Genomic DNA, 20,271 nt, shown 5'->3' on the forward strand with positions numbered 1-20,271 from the left:
AGGTAATGATTTAGAGTAGGGCTAATTTAGTAAATCATGAAGTATTTTCCGCAAATGGTGAGCCAGTAGGTCGGCATCATCTTTGGAAAAGGATAATGGAGGCTTTATTTTTAAAACGTTGTCATGCGGCCCATCGGTCCCAATCAAGATATGGTTTTCCCTTAGCCCGTCCTTAATTTTATGGGCCAGAATAGTATTGGGATTTCCTTTTGTATCCAATATTTCTACACCCAAAAAAAGACCTTTCCCCCGTACATCGGCAACCTCCATAAATTCTTGTTGCAACTCAATTAAAAGTGATTCCAAATGATTCCCTACCTTTTGGGCATGTTCCTGTAGTCCTTCCTCGAGGATTACTTCCAATACGGCATTCCCTATGGCACAGGAAACCGGATTGCCGCCAAACGAGCTGAAAAATTCAGGGCCTTTTGCAAAACTTTCCGAAATTTCCGTAGTAGTGACTACTGCGCCTATGGGGTGTCCATTGCCCATGGGTTTGCCCAAGACTACCATATCCGGTACCACCCCATTCATTTCATAACCCCAAAAGTAATCTCCCAAACGACCAAAACCTACCTGTACCTCGTCACTAATACAAATACCGCCCTGATCCCGTATTTTGGGATATACTTCCTTGAGATAGCCTTTGGCCAAGGGTACCTGCCCACCACAGCCCAATATGGGTTCGGCTATGAAGGCGGCTACCTGACCTGTGGCTTTTTCCAATCTGGAAATGGTCTCCCTGGCAAAGTACTGGCCTGCGGTACCATCGTCCTTTAACCCCGAACCAAAAACCTTGGGCATTGGAGCTTCTACTATATAGCGCTGTTTCCCAAGGTCATCTCCTTTAGTGTATTTATAATGGCTTATATCCGTTCCAATCCTTGTATTTCCATGATAACCATGTTCCAAGACCATTATTTTCCTCTTTTTAGAATGAGCCAAAGCCATTCGGATGGCCAAGTCTGTGGCCGCGCTTCCCGAGTTGACAAAAAAGACCTTGTTCAAGTTTTTTGGAAATCTGGACAATAGTTTTTCACTATACGCCAAAATTTCTTGATACAGGTAGCGTGTATTGGTATTTAATCTTGCCATGGTCTCCCTGCCTGCCCTGACTACCTTTGGATGACAGTGCCCCGCCAACATAATATTGTTGTAGGCATCCAAAATGGTATTTCCTTGACTATCATACATATATTGAAATGCGGAACGCCTCATCTGGATGGGGTTGCTGTAACTTAGGGAAAGTGCCTTGCCCAAATTTGAATCCCTCTGTTTTAGCTGCTCCTGGGGTCTTGGTTTATCGGTCTTCGGATAACCGGCCGCAAGACGAAATGTGTCCCTGCATTTAATCGGATTTATGCTTAACCATTTTCGCAATAGTAGCCATGCCGGTTTTTCGCTTATGGTGATATATTCGGATTCCGGTTTTAACGTTTTGGCGTATGCTGAATTACAAACGCTGGTACACAAACGGGCGGCTACCAAATAGTACAATATATCCAGTTCCCTTATTTCCAATGGAAAAACTTCGTGATAGCCTTTAATGACTTGGGAAGCCACTTCCAAGGGATTCTCCTTCTCCATCATTACATAGGTAATGGCCACTGCAATTTCGTTTACCGTCCAGGAGTGGCACATATCCCCAAAGTCAATGATACCGGAAACCATGCCATTCTTGGAAAGCACGTTCCAGTCATTGGCATCGTTATGAATAATGCTTTTTCGCAACTCATATGCGATGGGGGAGACATTCTCAAGAAACTGGAGGAAAAAATAATCCACCAAGCTCCGATCTCTAGCTTTGGGAATGAATTTTAGGTGTTTTTCGTTGGCCATGAAATACTTCAGGTCCCATGGCGTTTCTTTGGCCGAAAGTGCAACTTCATATGCTCCAAACAATGACCTGTCCATTTTTCCCAAGAATTCCCCAAAGGATTTTAAAAACTTGGGAGTATGTTGAACGTTGCCCAAAAAATCGCCTTCCACATAACTCAGCAAGCGGAAAACCTTTTCTCCCTTTACAATAAGCTTTTTTTGAGTTACCGTTTTGATCGTTTTAGGGAAGTCATAGCCTTCTAATTTTGATACACTTTCCAGTATGTGGTTTTCGGCGCGGAGCAACTCTTGGTTAGCATCTGAATAGGGGTATTGTTTTAGGACGTAGATTTTGTTTTTTTTCTCGACTTTGAAATTCACGCTATCATACCCCTCCAGCGGTGTCAATTTTACTTGATTTAGACCGTAGTATTCAGAGAGGATCCTTTTCAATGGTAGAAGATTTTTATATAGCAAAGATAGGCATCGCATTTTTTGTTATGGATAAAAAACCATTTCTTGGCAGACGTAGATAAATCATAAAAAATTGTGCTCCTGGCCGTTAAATGGTATATTTACTATTGGCATTAGTTAAAGTTTCTTAAATCATCAATCATGAAAAAATCGCTTCACTTTTTGTTTGTCCTTTTGTTTGTATCGTTACAAGGCCTTCAATCCCAGAATACGGAATTTAAGGCAAGTGAAATAGATATTCCTCATCAAAAGTTTATACTACCCAATGGACTAACCCTATTGGTGCATGAAGACCATAAGGCACCGATAGTGGCTGTAAATGTCTGGTACCATGTGGGATCCAAGAACGAAAAACATGGAAAAAGCGGCTTTGCCCATTTATTTGAGCATCTTATGTTTAACGGGAGCGAGAATTTCAATGATGATTATTTTCAGGCTTTGGAACGTATTGGAGCTACTGATTTAAACGGGACCACAAATTCTGACAGGACCAACTATTTTCAGAATGTTCCCGTTTCTGCCCTTGATCAAGTGCTATTCCTGGAATCCGATCGTATGGGCTATCTTTTAGGTGCCATTGACCAGGATAAATTGGACGAACAACTCGGGGTAGTAAAGAATGAGAAGAGACAAGGAGAAAATCAGCCCTATGGAAGGCAGGGAGAATTGCTTACTAAGGCCTTGTATCCCAAAGGACATCCATACTCATGGACCGTAATAGGTGAAATGGAGGATTTGGATACGGTTACCCTTGAAGATGTCCAGGAGTGGTTTAAATCCTATTATGGTGCGGCCAATGCGGTTATAGCTATAGCGGGGGACATAAAACCAGATGAGGTTTATAAAAAAGTATTGAAGTATTTCGGGGCCATTCCATCGGGTCCAACAATTGTTCGCCCTGAGATCAATATCCCCGTTCTTGACAGCGATACCTATCAGGTCTATGAGGACAGGGTTCCGGAAACCCGTATTCTGCTTGCATGGAATACACCACAGTACGGACATAGGGAAGACACTCATTTCGACTTGATATCCGCTATTTTGACCGGAGGGAAAAATTCCAGACTGTACAAAAAATTGGTTTATGAGGATCAAACGGCGAGCTCAGTGGTATCGTATCAGTCCTCCAAGGAAATAGCAAGTAACTTTGTTACATGGGTAAATGTTAAACCCGGTGAAGATCCTGATAAAGTAAAGGAAGTCTTTCAATCCGAAATTGAAAATCTTATTCAAAATGGTCCGACGGAATTGGAATTAAAACGGGTAAAGGCTGCCTATTTTGCCAGATTCATAAAAGGGCTGGAACGCATCGGAGGTTTTGGCGGAGTGTCGGATAGATTGGCTTCCAATCAAACCTATTTCGAGAACGCGTCCTATTACAAGACCGTATTGAAATATGTTGAGGAAGCTACCACAGAAGATATAAAGTCTACCGCACAAAAATGGCTCCGCCGGGGAAAGCATACCCTTGTATGTAATCCCTTTCCGGATTATACGGTGCAGGAGACCGATGTTGATCGCTCCAAATTACCGGAATTAGCCCCCCAAAAGAATTCTAAATTCCCGGAACTGGAGCGGGCCCAACTTTCAAATGGGTTGAACATTGTTTTGGCTAGAAGGGAAGGCGTTCCTACCGTAATAATGAACCTTATGATGGATGCCGGTTATAAAACCGATTATCTCTCCAGTCCCGGAACAGCGGAATTGGCCATGAACTTAATGGATGAAGGAACTGAGGAATTGAGTTCCCTTGAAATCAATGAGCAGCTCCAACTTTTGGGAGCTAATATGTACACCTATTCCAGTCAAGACAATTCCAACGTCTATCTAAACACACTTAAACAGAGCCTGGATGCGAGTTTGGACCTCTTTGCCGATGTGATACTTAATCCTGCTTTTCCAGAAAAGGAATTTAATCGGCTTAAAACTGAACAGATCAATACTATAAAAAACGAAAAATCCCAACCTATTGCTGTGGCGTTGCGCGTTATGAATAAGTATCTGTACGGTGAAGGTCATCCCTACAGTAATCCATATACCGGTACGGGTTATGAGAAAACCGTAGCCGAACTTACTAGGGATGATGCGTTGAAATTCTATAAAACCTGGATAAGGCCAAATAATGCCACATTGGTAGTCACCGGAGATGTGGATATGAAGGTTTTAAAATCCAAACTGGAAAAATTACTGGGAAAATGGAAAAAATCCGAAGTGCCTTCCGTGACCTTTAACGCTCCTAAAGTCAATTCTAAAAATACCTTGTATCTGATCAACAGATCAGAATCACAACAATCCTTTATCCTCGCCGGCCATCTGACACATAAGTATGGTGCAATATCCGAAATTGCTTTGGAGCAAATGGTCAGTATTTTGGGTGGGGATTTCACCTCGCGTATCAATATGAATTTAAGGGAAGACAAGCATTGGGCCTACGGTGCCGGAGGCCTTGTGATGTCTAATAAGGAAGAACGTCCTTTCCTCGTTTACGCTCCGGTTCAAACGGACAAGTCAGCAGAATCCGTTACCGAGCTGCGCAAGGAAATTTCTGAATTCATTTCAACAAGACCGGCCACGCAACAGGAGTTGGAAAAAGTAAAGACCAATCAAGTATTGAAATTGCCAGGTCAATGGGAGACCAATAGCGCCGTGAATAATTCGATGTCTCAATTGGTCAAATACGACCTGCCGGATGACTATTACCAAAAGTACGATCAGAATGTAAGAGGCCTCTCTTTGGGAGACATCCATAAAGTAAGCAAAGAAGTAATACGACCCGAGGCCGTTAATTGGTTCATGGTAGGGGACAAGGCCAAGATTATTGACGAATTGGACGAATTGGGTTTCGACGCCATCATTGAAATCGATGCGGATGGAAACCCAATAAATCCCTTGGTCCAACTCCCGGTAAATGACTTAAGGAATTAGCACGGTCTATTCATATATTTAAGGGCTCTTTATTGTTGTATTGGTACTTGCCGGCCATCCATTTCGTTAAATGTGGCCTCATAAACCAAAGTTTCCGGTCTATATTCAAAAATAATCACCCTATTCCCGGAACAGTTGAGTTCATATTGATTGTTGAAATTGACAAACTTGAACTCAACTTCGTTCTGAGCGGTGGATTTTGATACCGTCGTCTCATAAATCCCGTCTTGGTCCCTGTCTTCCATAGGAAGGGTAATCTCCCATGGAGGGGAGGTAAAATTACCTCTTAGGCCAACATCCTGGGCATTTTCCATACTGTTCATGTTTACCTTAAAGGTCACCGTCTTTAGATGTGTCTCCTGTACGCAGCTCCAATGGCATCCTAAAATAATAACAAGAAAGAAGGAGAGTTTGAAAAAAGTCTTCATAAGGTTTGGATTTTATTGTCTGTTGTAGGTGTAGCGATTGCGTATGAGTTTTTTTCCGCTCTTTTGGAAAACTACCGTTTTGGTGATGGACAAGTTCTGTTCTCCAAACATATAGGTTTTATAGATGTTCGCTTTTTTGTTGTTGTCCCGTCCTTGATAACTTGTGGTAAGATTCGTGATTTTACCTTCTGTGAAATCTAGGGCCTCTACCTTTTCATTACCGAAATAGGTTCCATTTTTTTTAATCCTAATGCGACTGACATAATTGGCCTTCGGTTCGTCCGGAAATTCCATCTCTTGTATAATTGTGTCATCTTTAAGAAAAATTTTTAGGGTGGTTCTGATGTTTACCTCCTTACCATCCGAATAATTGATATACATCAGATTGCCGGACCAAGAACTGGCATTGAGGTATTCAAAGTTGGAAGGCGAAAGCGTATTTTGGGCAATTGCCGTCGATAGAAAAAATAGGCCTACAATGGATTGTAGTATCGTTTTCATAGGTTTTAAATTTTATGGATTACGAACGACATGTTTTCTGGTAAGTAGATAGTCTAGTCCAAACCGGCCGGATCCCAAATACAGATTGTAAACGGAAATCCATAGAAAACCCATTGCCGGGAGTATACTCCAAACCCCTTGCCCCCATTTTTGCATGAAAATGGCCGTTAGCATAGTAAGCATGATGAGGAAGGCGGCTACCCTTGTCTTTAATCCGAAAGCCAAAAACAATCCTCCCACAGCTTCGCTAAAGGCTCCCATCCAGGCAAAGAATACCGGTGCCATGGCGAAAAGACCACCGTAAGATGCCACATCCTCCGGGAACCATGCGGAAACTTCAAAGAGATTTAAGTTTTGTCCTTCCGGGGTCCAGGGCATCCCAAACTTATCCGCTCCAAAACTCAAGGCAAGCAACATTCCGCAGATAAAGCGTATTATGGCGAATAACAAATCGGCTATCCAGTCCTTTTGAAGTTTTGGTATGATAATCCTTCTGATAGTATCTTTCATATCGAATATTTTAGTTTCCGATACAAATTTGGGATAGAAGGGGAGTAACGAAGTTTCAAATCGTTCGAATTAGGTCTCAAATACGATTTGAGACGTCTTGAAAAAGTACTCCGGCTTAAACTGAGTTTTTCAAGAATTCGGTGGGAGAGTGATTGGTGAATTTCTTGAACACCCGGTTAAAGGTAGCCTTGCTGTTAAAACCACATTCAAAGGCTATCCCCAATAAAGAAAGTTTTTCGTGCTTCCCCTCCTTTAACATGTTTTTTACCGAGTTGATCCGATACGTGTTGATGAAGTCGTTAAAATTTTTACCGAAACCAATATTAATTACCTCGGACAATTGCCCTCTGGACATCTGTAAATCTTGGGCCATTTCCTTAAGATTAAGGTCAGGGTTCAAGTAAGGGCGCTGGGCCTTCATGAAACTGGACAAACGTTCTTTTAGATTTTCCAACTCCACAGGCTGCAATTTGGAATAAGCCATACTTTCCTTGATCGAGGTCTCTTTCTTATGCAACCTTCCCAAAAACTGAAAATCCAAACCTTCCAGGGAGGTAGTATCCGTAAAGTATCCTTTAATGCCGATGTATATTACGGCAAGAGCCGAAAAGAATTGGTACCACCATTTTTGGATCCAACTCAGTTCCACAACGGAAAGGATAATAAACTGCTGCAAGATTCCGTAAAGGAAAAGAAACGAATAAATATAGAGGAAGTTGCGAATCCAGTTAAGCTCCAGTTTATAGATATTGGAGAAATAGTCCCTGATTTTCTTTCTATAGGCAAAATACAACTGTAAAGAAAAGGCCAAATATAGTATTTGCTGTATGGCATTAAAGGCTTCCGCAAAACTGCCTACCGCACCCATGGCCCATTTTTCCATAAGGATTCCATTTTGTTTTTCGTCGAATCCGCTTTGGCCGGCATCATATACAAAAATGAAAATTCGGTATAAGGCATAAATAGCTACAGGTACAAAGTGAAGCCCATCCTTTTTTCCAAATTTGAAATTGGAAGTGGTAACAGATTTTACATAAAAGTAAATTAGGGGTCCAATAGCGAGCGATAAGGAAATGAGCCAATAATTGATTTTGGTGTTCCGATAGGTGTCATACCAATCCATAAATCCGATGGTATAGGTAGTACGATGATAACAGGTAATGATTACCAAAAGTGCTAAAAAAAGGTCGGATACACGCCGTTTGGTATAGAACCTATGTAACAGGAGCCCCCCAAATAATAGACCTTGACTTACTAGGACCAATAAGGGAGTGCTATATAAATTGAAGCTTGGAAAAACGAGGGACGTCAATTCAATTTTTTCCTAAATATAAAAAACTTGAACGAGCGTATCCGCGCTTTGTCAACGTAATTTTGGATAGTTGGTCGGATCCACTTCATGAAGGATTTCGTAAACCTTTTCAAAAATATCCTCTGCATTGGGTTTGGAAAAATAATCTCCATCGGTTCCATAAGCAGGCCTATGGGCTTTTGCAGTTAGGGTTTGGGGAGCACTATCCAAATAGCGATAAGCTCCTTGGCGCTCTACTATTTCTTGAACCAAATAAGCTGAACAACCTCCGGGAACGTCCTCATCCACCACCAACAACCTATTGGTCTTTTGCACGCTTTTAGCGGAATCCCCGTTGACATCAAAAGGCAATAAGGTCTGGGCATCCAGAATTTCCACATCGATACCGACTTCGGAAAGCTCCCGGGCCGCCTTTTCAACAATCCGTAGGGTAGACCCGTAGGACAGAATAGTAATATCGTTACCTTTTCTTAGGGTCTCGATTTTTCCGATAGGTGTGCAAAAATCCCCGAGGTTATTGGGCATAGGTTCTTTTAATCGGTATCCGTTTAGACTTTCTATAATAAGGGCAGGTTCATCGCTTCTCATCAAGGTGTTATAAAACCCGGCCGCTTGGGTCATATTACGCGGTGCAAGAATATACATACCTCGCAAGACGTGAATCAACCCCCCCATAGGCGAGCCGGAATGCCAAATACCTTCTAACCGATGCCCTCGGGTCCTTACGATCAAAGGGGCTTTCTGCTTTCCAAACGTCCTGTATAGTAGGCTGGCCAAATCATCCGTAAGGGTAGCCAAGGTATAAAAGATATAATCCAGGTATTGAATTTCAGCAATCGGTCTTAACCCTCTTAGGGCCATTCCTATACCCTGTCCTATAATGGTTGTCTCTCGAATACCGGTATCGGCGACCCGTAATTCCCCGTATTTCTTTTGGAGTCCTTCCAATCCTTGGTTTACATCTCCTATCTTACCGCTATCCTCCCCAAATACCAGGGCTTCCGGGTATTTCTCAAATAATTTGTCAAAATTATCCCGGAGCACCACTCTTCCGTCTACGGTTTTGGCGTTGGTATCATATTGGGGACGGACTCCTGGAATTTTAGTAGCTCTGGTTGGGAGTTCGCTATATAACAACGAGCTATATTTGGGTTGGGTCTCTTCCAAAAAGCGATTCACCCAGGACACCAGGGCTTTTTTTTCGGATGTATTTTCACCCAACAGATAGCGCAAGGCCTTTCGTGAATTGAGGGCAAGGTCTTTTTTGATCGGTTCTTCAACCGCTATTAAATCGTTTTTTATTTTGTTGATGAAGTTTTTGTTCGGACTTTTCTGAGCGGCATTTTCCAAAAGTTGAACCAAGGTTCTTTTCATTTGCTTGTGTGGCTCCAAATACTCGGCCCAGGCCTCTTTTTTTGCAATTCTAACCTTTTTTTTGATTGATTTTTCCAATTCCAAAAGTTCTGAATCCTCGGCAATGCCAGCTTCCAAAACCCATTCCCTAAAACGTTTGTTGCAGTCGTTTTCCCTTTCCCATTCCAGCCGTGTTTCGCTTTTATAACGCTCATGGGAACCTGAGGTAGAATGTCCTTGGGGCTGAGTAAGTTCCACAACGTGGATGATAACAGGAACATGTTCCTCCCTGGCGATGTCCGAGGCGTTTTCATAAGCATGCATCAGGGCCGTATAGTCCCAGCCTTTTACTTTGATGAGCTCATATCCTTTTTGTTCCTCGTCCCTTTGGAATCCAATGAGCATTTTTGAAATGTCCTCTTTGGTCGCATGATATTTGGCAGGTACCGAAATGCCGTAATCGTCGTCCCAAATACTAATGACCATAGGCACTTGAAGTACGCCACCGGCATTTACGGTCTCCAAAAACATTCCTTCACTGGTACTGGCATTGCCGATAGTTCCCCAAGCTACTTCATTGCCGTTATTTGAAAACTTCTCGGAATCCAGGTTCTTTAGATGCCTATACATTTTGGAAGCTTGCGCCAGACCTAATAATCTGGGCATTTGTCCTGCAGTACACGATATATCGGCACTACTGTTTTTTTGCCGGGTAAGATTTCTCCAACTGCCATCTTCATTTATACTATTGGTCATATAATGGCCCACCATTTGCCGGCCTGCGCTCATGGGTTCCTTTTCGATATCGGTGGTGGCATAAAGCCCATGAAACAATTGTTTGGGCGTCAGTAGGCCCAAGGCCATCATAAACGTCTGATCTCGGTAATATCCACTTCTAAAATCCCCATTTTTGAAGGACCGTGCCATTGCCAATTGCGGAAGTTCCTTTCCATCACTGAAAATCCCAAATTTTGCCTTCCCGGTAAGTACTTCCTTACGTCCCATTAGACTGCATTCCCTACTCAAAACCGCTATTTCATAATCATGTAGAATCTGTGCCCTAAAGTCTTCAAATGAAATATCTGTACTGGTTTTCGGGGATAGGTCCATGGGCAAATAAAGTTTTTGCAAAAATATCCATTAGGATAGATTTTTACAACTCTACAAAAGTTAAATTATTTCTATATTGTCAAAAAAAATACCTTTTTTTTGATTTTATGTAGTTTTTTAAACCTAAAAAGGTCAATTTCTAAGGATATTTCAGAGTGCTAGAACCATTTTCTAGTAAACAGGCCGGTAAGTGTCCTAGGGTCTATGGTAATAATGAAACGGATCCGTTCTTCATAATTAGGTTGTGCAATCTCCCACCCATTATTGGAATACACTGGGAAATACAGTTCAAAAAAGTCCGTGACCAAATTTAAGCGAATTCCGGAGTCATAGACAAATTTTTGCCTTTCCCCTCTGTTCTTCACAAACCCCAAATCGCCATAGGCCTCGATCCAGCGCCAGAGATTTACACTGGTATTTACGGTGGTAAGCCAATCATTGGCAAACCTATACCGATCGTCCAAAAAAGATTTGAATCCGCCTTCGGCTATGATGATTTGTTGACTGTAGATACCGCTATCTTCGGAACGTCCTAGATAATTGTAATCAAAAAGGTAGTCCGTGGGCCGATCCAGGGCAAAATCGAAAAATCTATTCCCCGGTTCTATTTTGTTCCTTAGAAATTTTCCGGCAAAAAAACGGACATTAAACTGTGTGTTGTTCTCAAAGAGTTTCCGATATTCAAATTCAAGGACCAACTTTGTAAAGTCGCTGGAGTGTTGGAAATCCGCGGACCAAGAATCAAAATCAATAATCCCATTGTTTATATGGGTAAACCTGGCATTAAGGACGCTGTAATCCGGAGTGTCCGGATCATTGCTAAGATCAACAAGGCTCTCATCAAAATCCCGAAAAATATTCACATACCTAAAGGTCAAAAACTGTCGCTTGTTGGAAATGAGGTCGGCCGGGCGCCATCCAAAGGTCATAGATGGGGTAATTGAGGTATATCTGGAATTGGTCTGAAAGTGGAATGTGGAAGCACTGATACGGTAATTGGACAAATAGAGTCCGCTCTTTTTTAGATACTTTCTATACCCCAGACTTCCAAAACCTACAAGGGTATTTTCCCGAAAGGAATACGATGGATGAAAGTCGTAGACGAAAGGGCGTTCCAAAAGGGTTTTGTTGTACAAGCGAAGTCCGGGCGACCAACCGTCGTAAATGTTGAAGTTTAAAATCGGGACGTAGAATATCTGGTTGTAATAAGGATTTTCCGCATCCTTAAAAAAAGTAAACTTGAATTTTTTATTGCTCGAGAAAAAACCTTTCAAGGATTTCCAGTTGTCCCGCTGGTTAAACTCCGGAATCTTTTGATCGTAGTTCAACACTAAACGTTCCTCGTTATTATTTGGAATAGTAAATGTCTTTTGCCCTGTAATGCCCGAAAACCAATATTTAGATACCACGGAGTCCTGATTAAGACCAAAAAGTGAAATAGGAACATTGGTTCCCTCCTTGTTTTTTAAGGTAACATGCAGGGAATCTTCGTTCTTCTCCACTTTTTTTATTTTAAAGTCAATAAGCCGGTCCGTGGAGACATAATCGTTAAAAAACCAGTCAATATTACGATTCGAGGCTCGCTTTAATATGGACTCGAAATCAAGGGGTTTTACCTTTTTCAGTTTATAATATTTATAAAAGGTTTTGATGCTTTCGTCCACCTTTTCCTTTCCAATATAGCTGGCCAGGTAGGAAAGCCCCTGACCTGCCTTATACTTATTGCCTATTTTTTGGTTCCATTTTATAAGTGAATCGTTAGGGGTGGTCAAGGGCTGATCTTGATTTTTACGAGCCCTGAACATATATAAAAATGGATATTGCTCATTGAAGCCCATTTTGGCCAATTCATAGCTCCTAAAGCCCCATATTTTGGACAGTTTCCCTAATAATTTCTGATCGGGATAGTGCTCTTCCACATAGGCGATCATGAGGTAGTTGGCAATGGCGTCCAATATCCATTGATCCTTTCTTGGATCCAAAAAAACAGTCTCCTCCAGAACATTGATGAGGGCCGTCTTAAGAAACTTTATTTCAAATTGAAATTGGTCCTCATAAGGTCGTATAAAGGAGGGGAGCTGGTTTATACCATACATGGGGTTTTTCTGGTAGTCGATTTCACTGACCAATAAGTGGGAATGTGGAAACTCCCCCAAATTCTCATGGATAAAATCTGTCACCTTATGAATAGAGACCCCTTGGGATATTTGATCGTATTTGCCAGCCCTTAGATCCGTAATAACGGTTATATTACTTGTTACATGAGTGGTAAACCCATTATTTGGAGTCAAGATTATTTCACAGCTTTTTTGGTCAATACCTTCTAATTGGGCCACATTGCCATTTGGGAATTTGGTTTGGCCCAACACCCTGAAATTCGAAACTATAAAGAGACTGTCCGGGTAGGTGATCTTTAGATTGGTATTGGTTACATCCGTATAAAGGTCCTCCAGATTTTTGTTGGAATACAAATGCCATTTGCCATCATAGACTGCCGGGGTCAAGTACCAATCTTTTAAGTAGTACCCACTTTTTGGATCGTATCCATAAGGGGTAAACTTTTTAGAAGGCAGTTTTACGGTATATGTAATAAAGATTTTGGCCGAATCCCCTGGCTTTAAGGGGTCGTTCAGTTTAATTTTAAGGATGTCCTGCCCTGTGACCCTTTCCCAAAACAGACCTCTATATTCATTGTCAACAGCGCTCTGAATCTTCGTAAATCCTCTTTCATGGTCTTTGGCGAGATGGAGGCTTTTTCTAAAATCCTCGGCAAATCGCTTCGCCAGACCCGTATTTTTGTTGGAATACGCGTGAGCCCAGTCATTAAAATAAAGGTTACGTAAAGTTTCGTCCGAGGTGTTCTTGTATTCAAACTCTTGTTGAATACGAATTTCATTGCTCCCTTTGTCCAACTCGGCAGTAAGGGTATTAATGTGTTGGGCGGGGGATACCCCAAAGCCAAGTAAAAAAATTACTAAAGCAATCGGGTAGGATAAATATCTTGTTTGTTCCAAAAAGGTTGTGCTTAAAAATTTGGGCTCAGAGAATTGCCTTTATAAAAGGCATCTATGATTTCCACTACTTCTTCCTTGGTATCCACAATTCGTATTAAATCCAAATCGGTTGCACTGATGTTGCCTAATTCCAGCACGGTATTCTTAATCCACTCCAAAAGCCCTTTCCAAAAATCGGAGCCCACCAATATGATGGGAAACCCCGCAATTTTATGGGTTTGAATTAAAGTAATGGCCTCAAAAAGTTCGTCCAGAGTTCCAAAACCTCCGGGCATGACTACAAATCCTTGGGAATATTTAACGAACATTACCTTTCTCACAAAGAAGTAATCAAAATCCAGGCTTTTGTCATCGTCGATATACGGATTGTCATGTTGCTCAAAGGGAAGATCAATATTGAGCCCTACCGAAGTACCTCCTGCCAAATGTGCACCTCTATTTCCCGCTTCCATTATACCGGGACCGCCACCGGTGATAATTCCATAACCAGCCTCAGCAATGCTTTTAGCAATATCCACGGCAAGTTGGTAGTACTTCCCGTCCTCTTTGGTCCGGGCAGAGCCAAATATGGAGACGCATGGACCTATGGCACTCATTTTTTCAAAACCACCCACAAATTCACCCATGATCTTGAATATGGCCCAAGAATCATTGGTTTTTATCTCGTTCCACCCTTTATGGTGCTGTTCTTTTCTCATAGTAGTCCAGTTCTTTAGATACTAATTGATATTTTGCCGACCAGAAAGCTACTTGTCCCGTGCCAGGGCCATCCTTGCCTTTTCGTTTTGTTGTTCAATTTCCAACCTCAAAAACTCTGCCGTATAACTTTTTTGGTCCTTGATAATCTCCTCGGGGGTCCCTTGGGCCACCACCATTCCTCCTCCACGGCCACCTTCGTAACCAATATCTATGATGTGATCCATCATTTTAATTACATCCATGTTATGTTCAATGATTAAGACCGTATTTCCTTTGTCTACCAAACGTTCCAAAACTTCCATCAATACGCGAATATCTTCAAAATGAAGGCCTGTTGTAGGTTCGTCCAAGATATAAAAAGTATTGCCCGTATCGCGCTTTGAAAGCTCTGTTGCCAATTTTATCCGTTGTGCTTCACCTCCGGACAGTGTCGTGGATTGCTGGCCCAAGGAAATATACCCCAAACCGACATCTTTAATGGTCTTCAGCTTACGGTATATCTTCGGGATATTTTCAAAAAAATCTACGGCCTCATCTACGGTCATTTCCAATACATCTGCAATGGATTTACCTTTATAACGTATCTCCAAGGTTTCCCTATTGAAACGTTTTCCATTGCAGGTTTCGCATTCAACATAAACATCGGGCAAGAAATTCATTTCAATCACCTTTAAGCCAGCACCTTGACAAGTTTCGCATCTACCCCCTTTTACATTGAAACTAAAGCGTCCTGGCTTATATCCCCTAATGGCCGCTTCGGGAGTTTTGGTGAAGAGGGAGCGTATTTCACTAAAGACCCCTGTATAAGTGGCCGGATTGGAGCGAGGTGTTCTTCCGATGGGTGACTGATTGATGTCTATGACTTTATCTATATGCTCCAGTCCGGTAATTTTTTTATAGGGCATCGGCTTTTTTACGCCGTTGAAGTAGTGGGCGTTCATGATAGGGTAGAGGGTCTCATTGATCAAGGTAGATTTGCCACTTCCGGACACCCCGGTTACACCGATCATCTTTCCGAGTGGAAATTTCACGGTCACATTCTTGAGGTTGTTTCCCGTACATCCGGATAGTACTATGCTTTTTCCATTGCCTTTTCTTCGCTTTTTCGGAACGGGAATCTGCTTGTCTCCGGTAATGTAATCCGCGGTTAAGGTATGGTGGTCCTTTAAGTCTTGCGGACTGCCTTGGGATATGATTTCACCACCATGCCTTCCGGCTCTCGGCCCTATATCAATAACATGATCCGCTCGTTCGATCATGTCCCTATCGTGCTCTACGACAATTACCGAATTCCCAATATCCCGAAGCGCTTCCAATGAACGAATCAATCTATTATTGTCCCTCTGGTGCAATCCTATACTAGGTTCATCCAATATGTACAATACGCCCACAAGTTGTGACCCAATCTGTGTGGCAAGACGAATACGTTGCGCTTCTCCTCCGGAAAGTGATTTTGAACCTCGATTTAATGAAAGGTAGTCAAGGCCTACATCCAAAAGAAATCGGATACGGGTACGGATTTCCTTTATGATTTCCTCCGCAATTATCTGCTGGTTCCCATCAAGTTTTTGGTTGAGTCCATCAAAAAACTCCGCCAACTCAGCGATGTCCATTTGCGCTAACTCGGCTATATTCTTATCACTGATCCTAAAATTCAAGGATTCCGTTCGCAATCTTGATCCTTGGCAGACGGGGCAGACGATTTTATCCATATATTCTTTTGCCCATCTTCTAATGGAGGTCGATTCCGATTCATTGAATTGATGTTTGATGAAATTGGCGATGCCCTCGTAATCAATGGTATATGTACGCCTAACCCCCAATGTCTTGGAGTCCAGTTCAAAACTTTCCTTTCCCCCGTTCAGCAATACATCCATGGCCTCTTCCGGAATCTTTTCGATGGGTTCTGTCAGTTCAAAATTATAACGTTGGGCAATGGTTTCTATCTGCTTAAACGCCCAGGACTTTTTATATTCCCCGAGCGGGGCAATTCCCCCGGCCTTGATCGATATTTTCCGGTTAGGGAAAATCTTATTTGCATTTACCTCGTATACATGTCCTAACCCGCTGCAATGGGAACACATACCCTTTGGTGAGTTAAAGGAAAACGTATTCGGTTCCGGGGTGGGGTAGGAGACACCCGAAGTCGGACACATAAGGTCACGACTAAAATATCGCGGATCGTTCTGGCCTTCCTCAAGTACCATTAAAACATCATTGCCGCTGTACATGGCCGTATTTATGGTCTCCGTTAACCGTTTGTCCGTGTCTTCTGAGTCTGTAACCTTAAGCCGATCTATAACAATTTCAATGTCATGGGTCTTGTAACGGTCTACTTTCATTCCCTTTACAATGTCCTTGATTTCACCGTCAACCCGGACCTTTACAAAACCTTGTTTGGCTATTTGTTCAAAAAGTTCCCTATAGTGCCCCTTTCTGGATTTTATAACAGGCGCCAGCATGTTTATTTTTTTATCGGCGTAATCGGTCTTGATCAGTGCTTTGATTTGCTCATCGCTATAGCTCACCATCTTTTCGCCGGTAACGTAACTATAGGCATCCGCGGCCCTTGCAAAGAGCAACCGTAAAAAATCATAGACTTCGGTTATGGTGCCCACGGTAGATCTGGGCGATTTGGAGGTAGTCTTTTGCTCAATGGCAATTACCGGAGAGAGTCCATCGATTTTATCCACGTCCGGTCGCTCCAAACCTCCTAGGAATTGCCGAGCATAAGCCGAAAAGGTTTCGATATAGCGCCGCTGTCCCTCTGCGTAAATGGTGTCGAACGCCAGTGAGGATTTGCCGCTTCCGGAGAGGCCGGTGATAACTACGAGTTTTTCCCGCGGAATGGTGACATCAATATTTTTAAGGTTATGGACGCGCGCGCCCTTAACCTCAATATTCTCCTCGTAGTTTATCATTTTTCAAAGCAAAGTTGCAAAGGTAGGAATTTGGCACCTAAAAAGGAAGTAGGGGATATCCCAATCTTTGTTAATGAGCGACCTAAAAACATTGGATTTTCGACATAAGTTCATCAATGGAATACCCTCACGACAAGTAAACTCCAGTTTACCTAAAAAACAATCATCCCACCTTTGAAAAGGATTGCAATCGATTCAACTTCACATTCGATCTAAAACTGCCAGTGCCCACGGGTCTTTATGCTTCAATAAATTTCTCAATGCATGTTTTACGATCCATCTACGTTCCTTTGTTGGACAAGGCAACCAACTATCGACCAGATTTTTCCCAACTTCCAGATGGTCTTTTAGAATATCATTGATACAATTGCCCACGGATTTCTGAACATATTTGCTGGGATCGTCCCTTAGGTTTTCCAAAATGGGCACTAGCGGCGTGGGGTCTTTAATAAAGATATCGAGTTTTGCCGCCCAGGGTAATCGAGGCCGGGCACCTTCACAACTTAAACGGCGAACATGTTTGTTTTTATCCTTGGACCAAGCCTCCATGACTTTTAGTGTACTTTCGGGAAAGGCCTCCAAATAAGGACGTATGGTGTATTCTCCTGTATTTCTCTTGGTAATTTCCCGTATAGCACTCATGGATACCTCAAAATGTTGTAGTCCGTACTTTTCTACATACTTGGCAATGGGCATTACCCAGTAAAAGGCCTTGAACATTCCTGTTTCCTTTTCGTTTTCAGGTCCAAGAATATCCACCAACTCCTTCACGGCGGACAGGTAGTCCACGGCCAGATGTCGCCGTAATAAATCAGCTATCAATTCAACCCGATCTTTAAGCTCCAAATCCTTAGTGCCTTGCTCTACTTCTTGGGCGAAAGTGCTCTTGTCAAATTTTACTCCATTTGCAATGAGCTTATCGGCCAACATTAGGGCTAAGTCCTTATCGAACCATAATTTCAATTGTTTGTGTGCCATAGAACCTATATGTTTTTCATGAAATTATAAAGTATTCCATACTTACGCTGCACTTTGTTTTGACTAAACCGCCTGTTTCTTTTCGCTCAAGTACTTCCAATAGCGCTTTGGAATATGTTGTGTATGCAACTTCTTGTTGATACGGGACTTAATATGTGTACTTCTAAAATAATTGGCCCACAAGTCCTGGTAGCTGTACTCCTCGCCCAGAAATCGATCGTTTTTGCGGATGCTGTTTGCATAAACCTCTTCCAAATCCAAAGAAACTATTTCCACGGTTTGCAAATTGTAGTAAAGCCCATATTTTCGTTTTATGTCATAAATAAGCCAATGCTGATCGGCATATCTAGAGCGGAAATGTTTGGAAATCAACGGTAGTACATTAAAATCCGGTTCAATATTGGCAAAATAAATGGCATCCTTGGTCAACTGAAACCGTACAAAGGCCTCCATACGATGCTTTTCGCGCCCGACATTCTTGGCCAATTGACTAATTTTTAAGACAACGGCATCCGAATAATCCGAATGGACTGAAACTTGGGATGCAAACAGTTTTTGAATATATCGGTAGAGTAAGAGTTCAATGCCTTTATATTCACTCAAGAAGGCAAAATATATGTTCTTAATGGCCGTGTTGTTTTTGTTCTGAATACCGTTCCAGACCCGTTTTGCCTTATCCATTTGGGTGAAAATAATCTCCGTATCCGAAAAAAGGGCGTTCTGCGCCTGCCCATTGCGCTGGATATCGGCAACATTTATCCTTTCCTCAAAAGCTTTGAATACAGCGGTTAGAAAACCGTTAAAGCTTCCATCATAAATTAAAATTCTAGTTTCGTCCATTTTAATTGAATAATTGTAATTGTGAACTGTAATTTTTTCTAAACTTCCCTACGGAATTTTTTAAAATCATCCCCTTTATCTTTTGTGGCTCCAGCTCATGGTTTTCCCATTGGTTGGAATCACAAATAATAAAATATTTAGCCCGGTTAAGGGCAATACCGATATTTTTAAGATGCCCCCAGTTTAACTTTCTAAAACGTCTTGCACTTATGACCTTACCTACGGAAAGCATGCCTACCCCTGGTATGCGGGCCAACATTTCCTTATCGGCTTTGTTGATATCCACAGGGAATAGATGAAGGTTGCGCAAGGCCCAACCCAACTTTGGGTCCACATCCATATCCAGGTTGGGATGCTCATTGTTCAGGATTTCCTGTACCCCAAAACCATAAAACCGCAAAAGCCAATCCGTCTGATAGAGTCGGTTTTCCCTCAGCATGGGTACTTGTGATCCCAAGGCTGGTAATCTGTGGTCCTCGGCAACCGGAACATAACCGGAATAATAGACCCGTTTCATTTGATACTCTGTATAATAGTGATGGGCGGAGTACATGATATCCTTGTCGGATTCCCCGGTGGCCCCAATAATCATTTGGGTACTTTGTCCGGCAGGAGCAAATTTTGGGGTACTTTTAATAACTCGTTTTTCAGCCTTATGTCGGATAATTTCGTGTTGCACCTTTCGCATGGGCTTGGTAAAGTCCTCGTGTTTTTTGTCAGGTGCCAGCAATTTCAGTCCGGAAATGGTAGGTACCTCAATATTTACAGAAAGCCGATCGGCATACAGACCGGCCTCATACATTAACTCGTCACTTGCCCCGGGAATGGATTTGAGATGTATATATCCATTGTAGTTCTGCTCCATCCGGAGCTTTTTTGCCACGGCTATCAAACGTTCCATGGTATAATCGGGGCTTTTAAAGATGCCCGAACTTAAAAAAAGCCCCTCTATATAATTTCGTCTATAAAAATTTACGGTGAGATCTACAACCTCCTGAATTTTAAAGGCGGCCCGTTTTATGTCGTTGCTCTTGCGGGTTACACAATATGCGCAGTCAAAAATACAATGGTTGGTCAGGAGGATTTTAAGCAGGGAAATGCAGCGCCCGTCTTCCGTATAGCTATGGCAAATTCCCATGGGAGCGGCGTTCCCCAAACCTTTACGGGTGTTGGGGCGGTTACTGCCGCTACTGGAACAGGAAACGTCGTATTTGGCCGCATCTGCCAAAATATTGAGTTTTTCTTTAATTCGATCAAAGGACATACCAATATTGTAATAATTCCAAAATTATGGAAATATTCCTAATAATGGAAATATTCCCAATAAAATTTTGGAAATATTCCAAATTACGTATATTTGAAATGGATATGCACAAAAAACTCTCAGG

The 20,271-nt window shown here is 42.2% G+C and carries 13 protein-coding genes; 1 reads left to right on the forward strand and 12 read right to left on the reverse strand.

All coding sequences use genetic code 11. The annotated features are described in order from the left end of the window. Positions 1 to 21: 21 nt before the first annotated feature. Positions 22 to 2,271 carry an aminotransferase class III-fold pyridoxal phosphate-dependent enzyme gene (locus Q0993_RS20655; RefSeq protein ID WP_299536953.1) on the reverse strand — a complete coding sequence of 750 codons (2,250 nt, stop codon included), beginning with the start codon at positions 2,269 to 2,271 and terminating at the stop codon, positions 22 to 24. A gap of 162 nt (positions 2,272 to 2,433) precedes the next feature. On the opposite strand from Q0993_RS20655, the gene Q0993_RS20660 reads away from it, so the two are divergent. Further along, a complete protein-coding gene (locus Q0993_RS20660; RefSeq protein WP_299536958.1) occupies positions 2,434 to 5,217 on the forward strand; it encodes a pitrilysin family protein in 2,784 nt (927 codons plus the stop codon). Positions 5,218 to 5,246: 29 nt separating this feature from the next. Here Q0993_RS20660 and Q0993_RS20665 read toward each other — a convergent pair whose 3' ends face one another. From Q0993_RS20665 to Q0993_RS20715, 11 genes are all read right to left on the reverse strand, one after another. Continuing rightward, the gene (locus Q0993_RS20665; protein ID WP_299536962.1) at positions 5,247 to 5,645 is read right to left on the reverse strand and encodes a hypothetical protein; all 399 of its coding nucleotides are present in this window, start codon (positions 5,643 to 5,645) and stop codon (positions 5,247 to 5,249) included. Positions 5,646 to 5,657: 12 nt separating this feature from the next. After that, positions 5,658 to 6,146 (reverse strand): hypothetical protein, encoded by a 489-nt coding sequence (locus Q0993_RS20670; RefSeq protein ID WP_299536966.1) that lies wholly within the window; start codon positions 6,144 to 6,146, stop codon positions 5,658 to 5,660. Positions 6,147 to 6,158: 12 nt separating this feature from the next. Next, positions 6,159 to 6,656 (reverse strand): DoxX family protein, encoded by a 498-nt coding sequence (locus Q0993_RS20675; RefSeq protein WP_299536971.1) that lies wholly within the window; start codon positions 6,654 to 6,656, stop codon positions 6,159 to 6,161. 115 nt (positions 6,657 to 6,771) lie between these two features. Continuing rightward, positions 6,772 to 7,968, reverse strand: a complete 1,197-nt coding sequence (locus tag Q0993_RS20680; protein ID WP_299536975.1) for an AraC family transcriptional regulator — start codon at positions 7,966 to 7,968, stop codon at positions 6,772 to 6,774. 51 nt (positions 7,969 to 8,019) lie between these two features. Then, entirely contained in the window at positions 8,020 to 10,431 is a 2,412-nt protein-coding gene (locus Q0993_RS20685) for a thiamine pyrophosphate-dependent enzyme (RefSeq protein ID WP_299536978.1), read from the reverse strand. Positions 10,432 to 10,589: 158 nt separating this feature from the next. Then, positions 10,590 to 13,445, reverse strand: a complete 2,856-nt coding sequence (locus tag Q0993_RS20690) for a metalloprotease (RefSeq protein ID WP_299536980.1) — start codon at positions 13,443 to 13,445, stop codon at positions 10,590 to 10,592. Positions 13,446 to 13,456: 11 nt separating this feature from the next. Further along, complete coding sequence (locus Q0993_RS20695) at positions 13,457 to 14,143, reverse strand: TIGR00730 family Rossman fold protein (protein WP_299536982.1); 687 nt, start codon at positions 14,141 to 14,143, stop codon at positions 13,457 to 13,459. 48 nt (positions 14,144 to 14,191) lie between these two features. After that, positions 14,192 to 17,065, reverse strand: coding sequence for an excinuclease ABC subunit UvrA (uvrA, locus tag Q0993_RS20700; RefSeq protein WP_299536985.1), 2,874 nt, complete (start codon positions 17,063 to 17,065; stop codon positions 14,192 to 14,194). 201 nt (positions 17,066 to 17,266) lie between these two features. Beyond that, positions 17,267 to 18,043 (reverse strand): DNA alkylation repair protein, encoded by a 777-nt coding sequence (locus Q0993_RS20705; RefSeq protein ID WP_299536988.1) that lies wholly within the window; start codon positions 18,041 to 18,043, stop codon positions 17,267 to 17,269. Positions 18,044 to 18,106: 63 nt separating this feature from the next. Continuing rightward, complete coding sequence (locus Q0993_RS20710; RefSeq protein WP_299536993.1) at positions 18,107 to 18,883, reverse strand: TIGR03915 family putative DNA repair protein; 777 nt, start codon at positions 18,881 to 18,883, stop codon at positions 18,107 to 18,109. A gap of 1 nt (position 18,884) precedes the next feature. Next, positions 18,885 to 20,147, reverse strand: a complete 1,263-nt coding sequence (locus tag Q0993_RS20715) for a putative DNA modification/repair radical SAM protein (protein WP_299536997.1) — start codon at positions 20,145 to 20,147, stop codon at positions 18,885 to 18,887. Between the last annotated feature and the right edge of the window lie 124 nt (positions 20,148 to 20,271).

The organism is Ulvibacterium sp. (genome assembly GCF_028285715.1).
Taxonomy (GTDB): Bacteria; Bacteroidota; Bacteroidia; order Flavobacteriales; family Flavobacteriaceae; genus Ulvibacterium.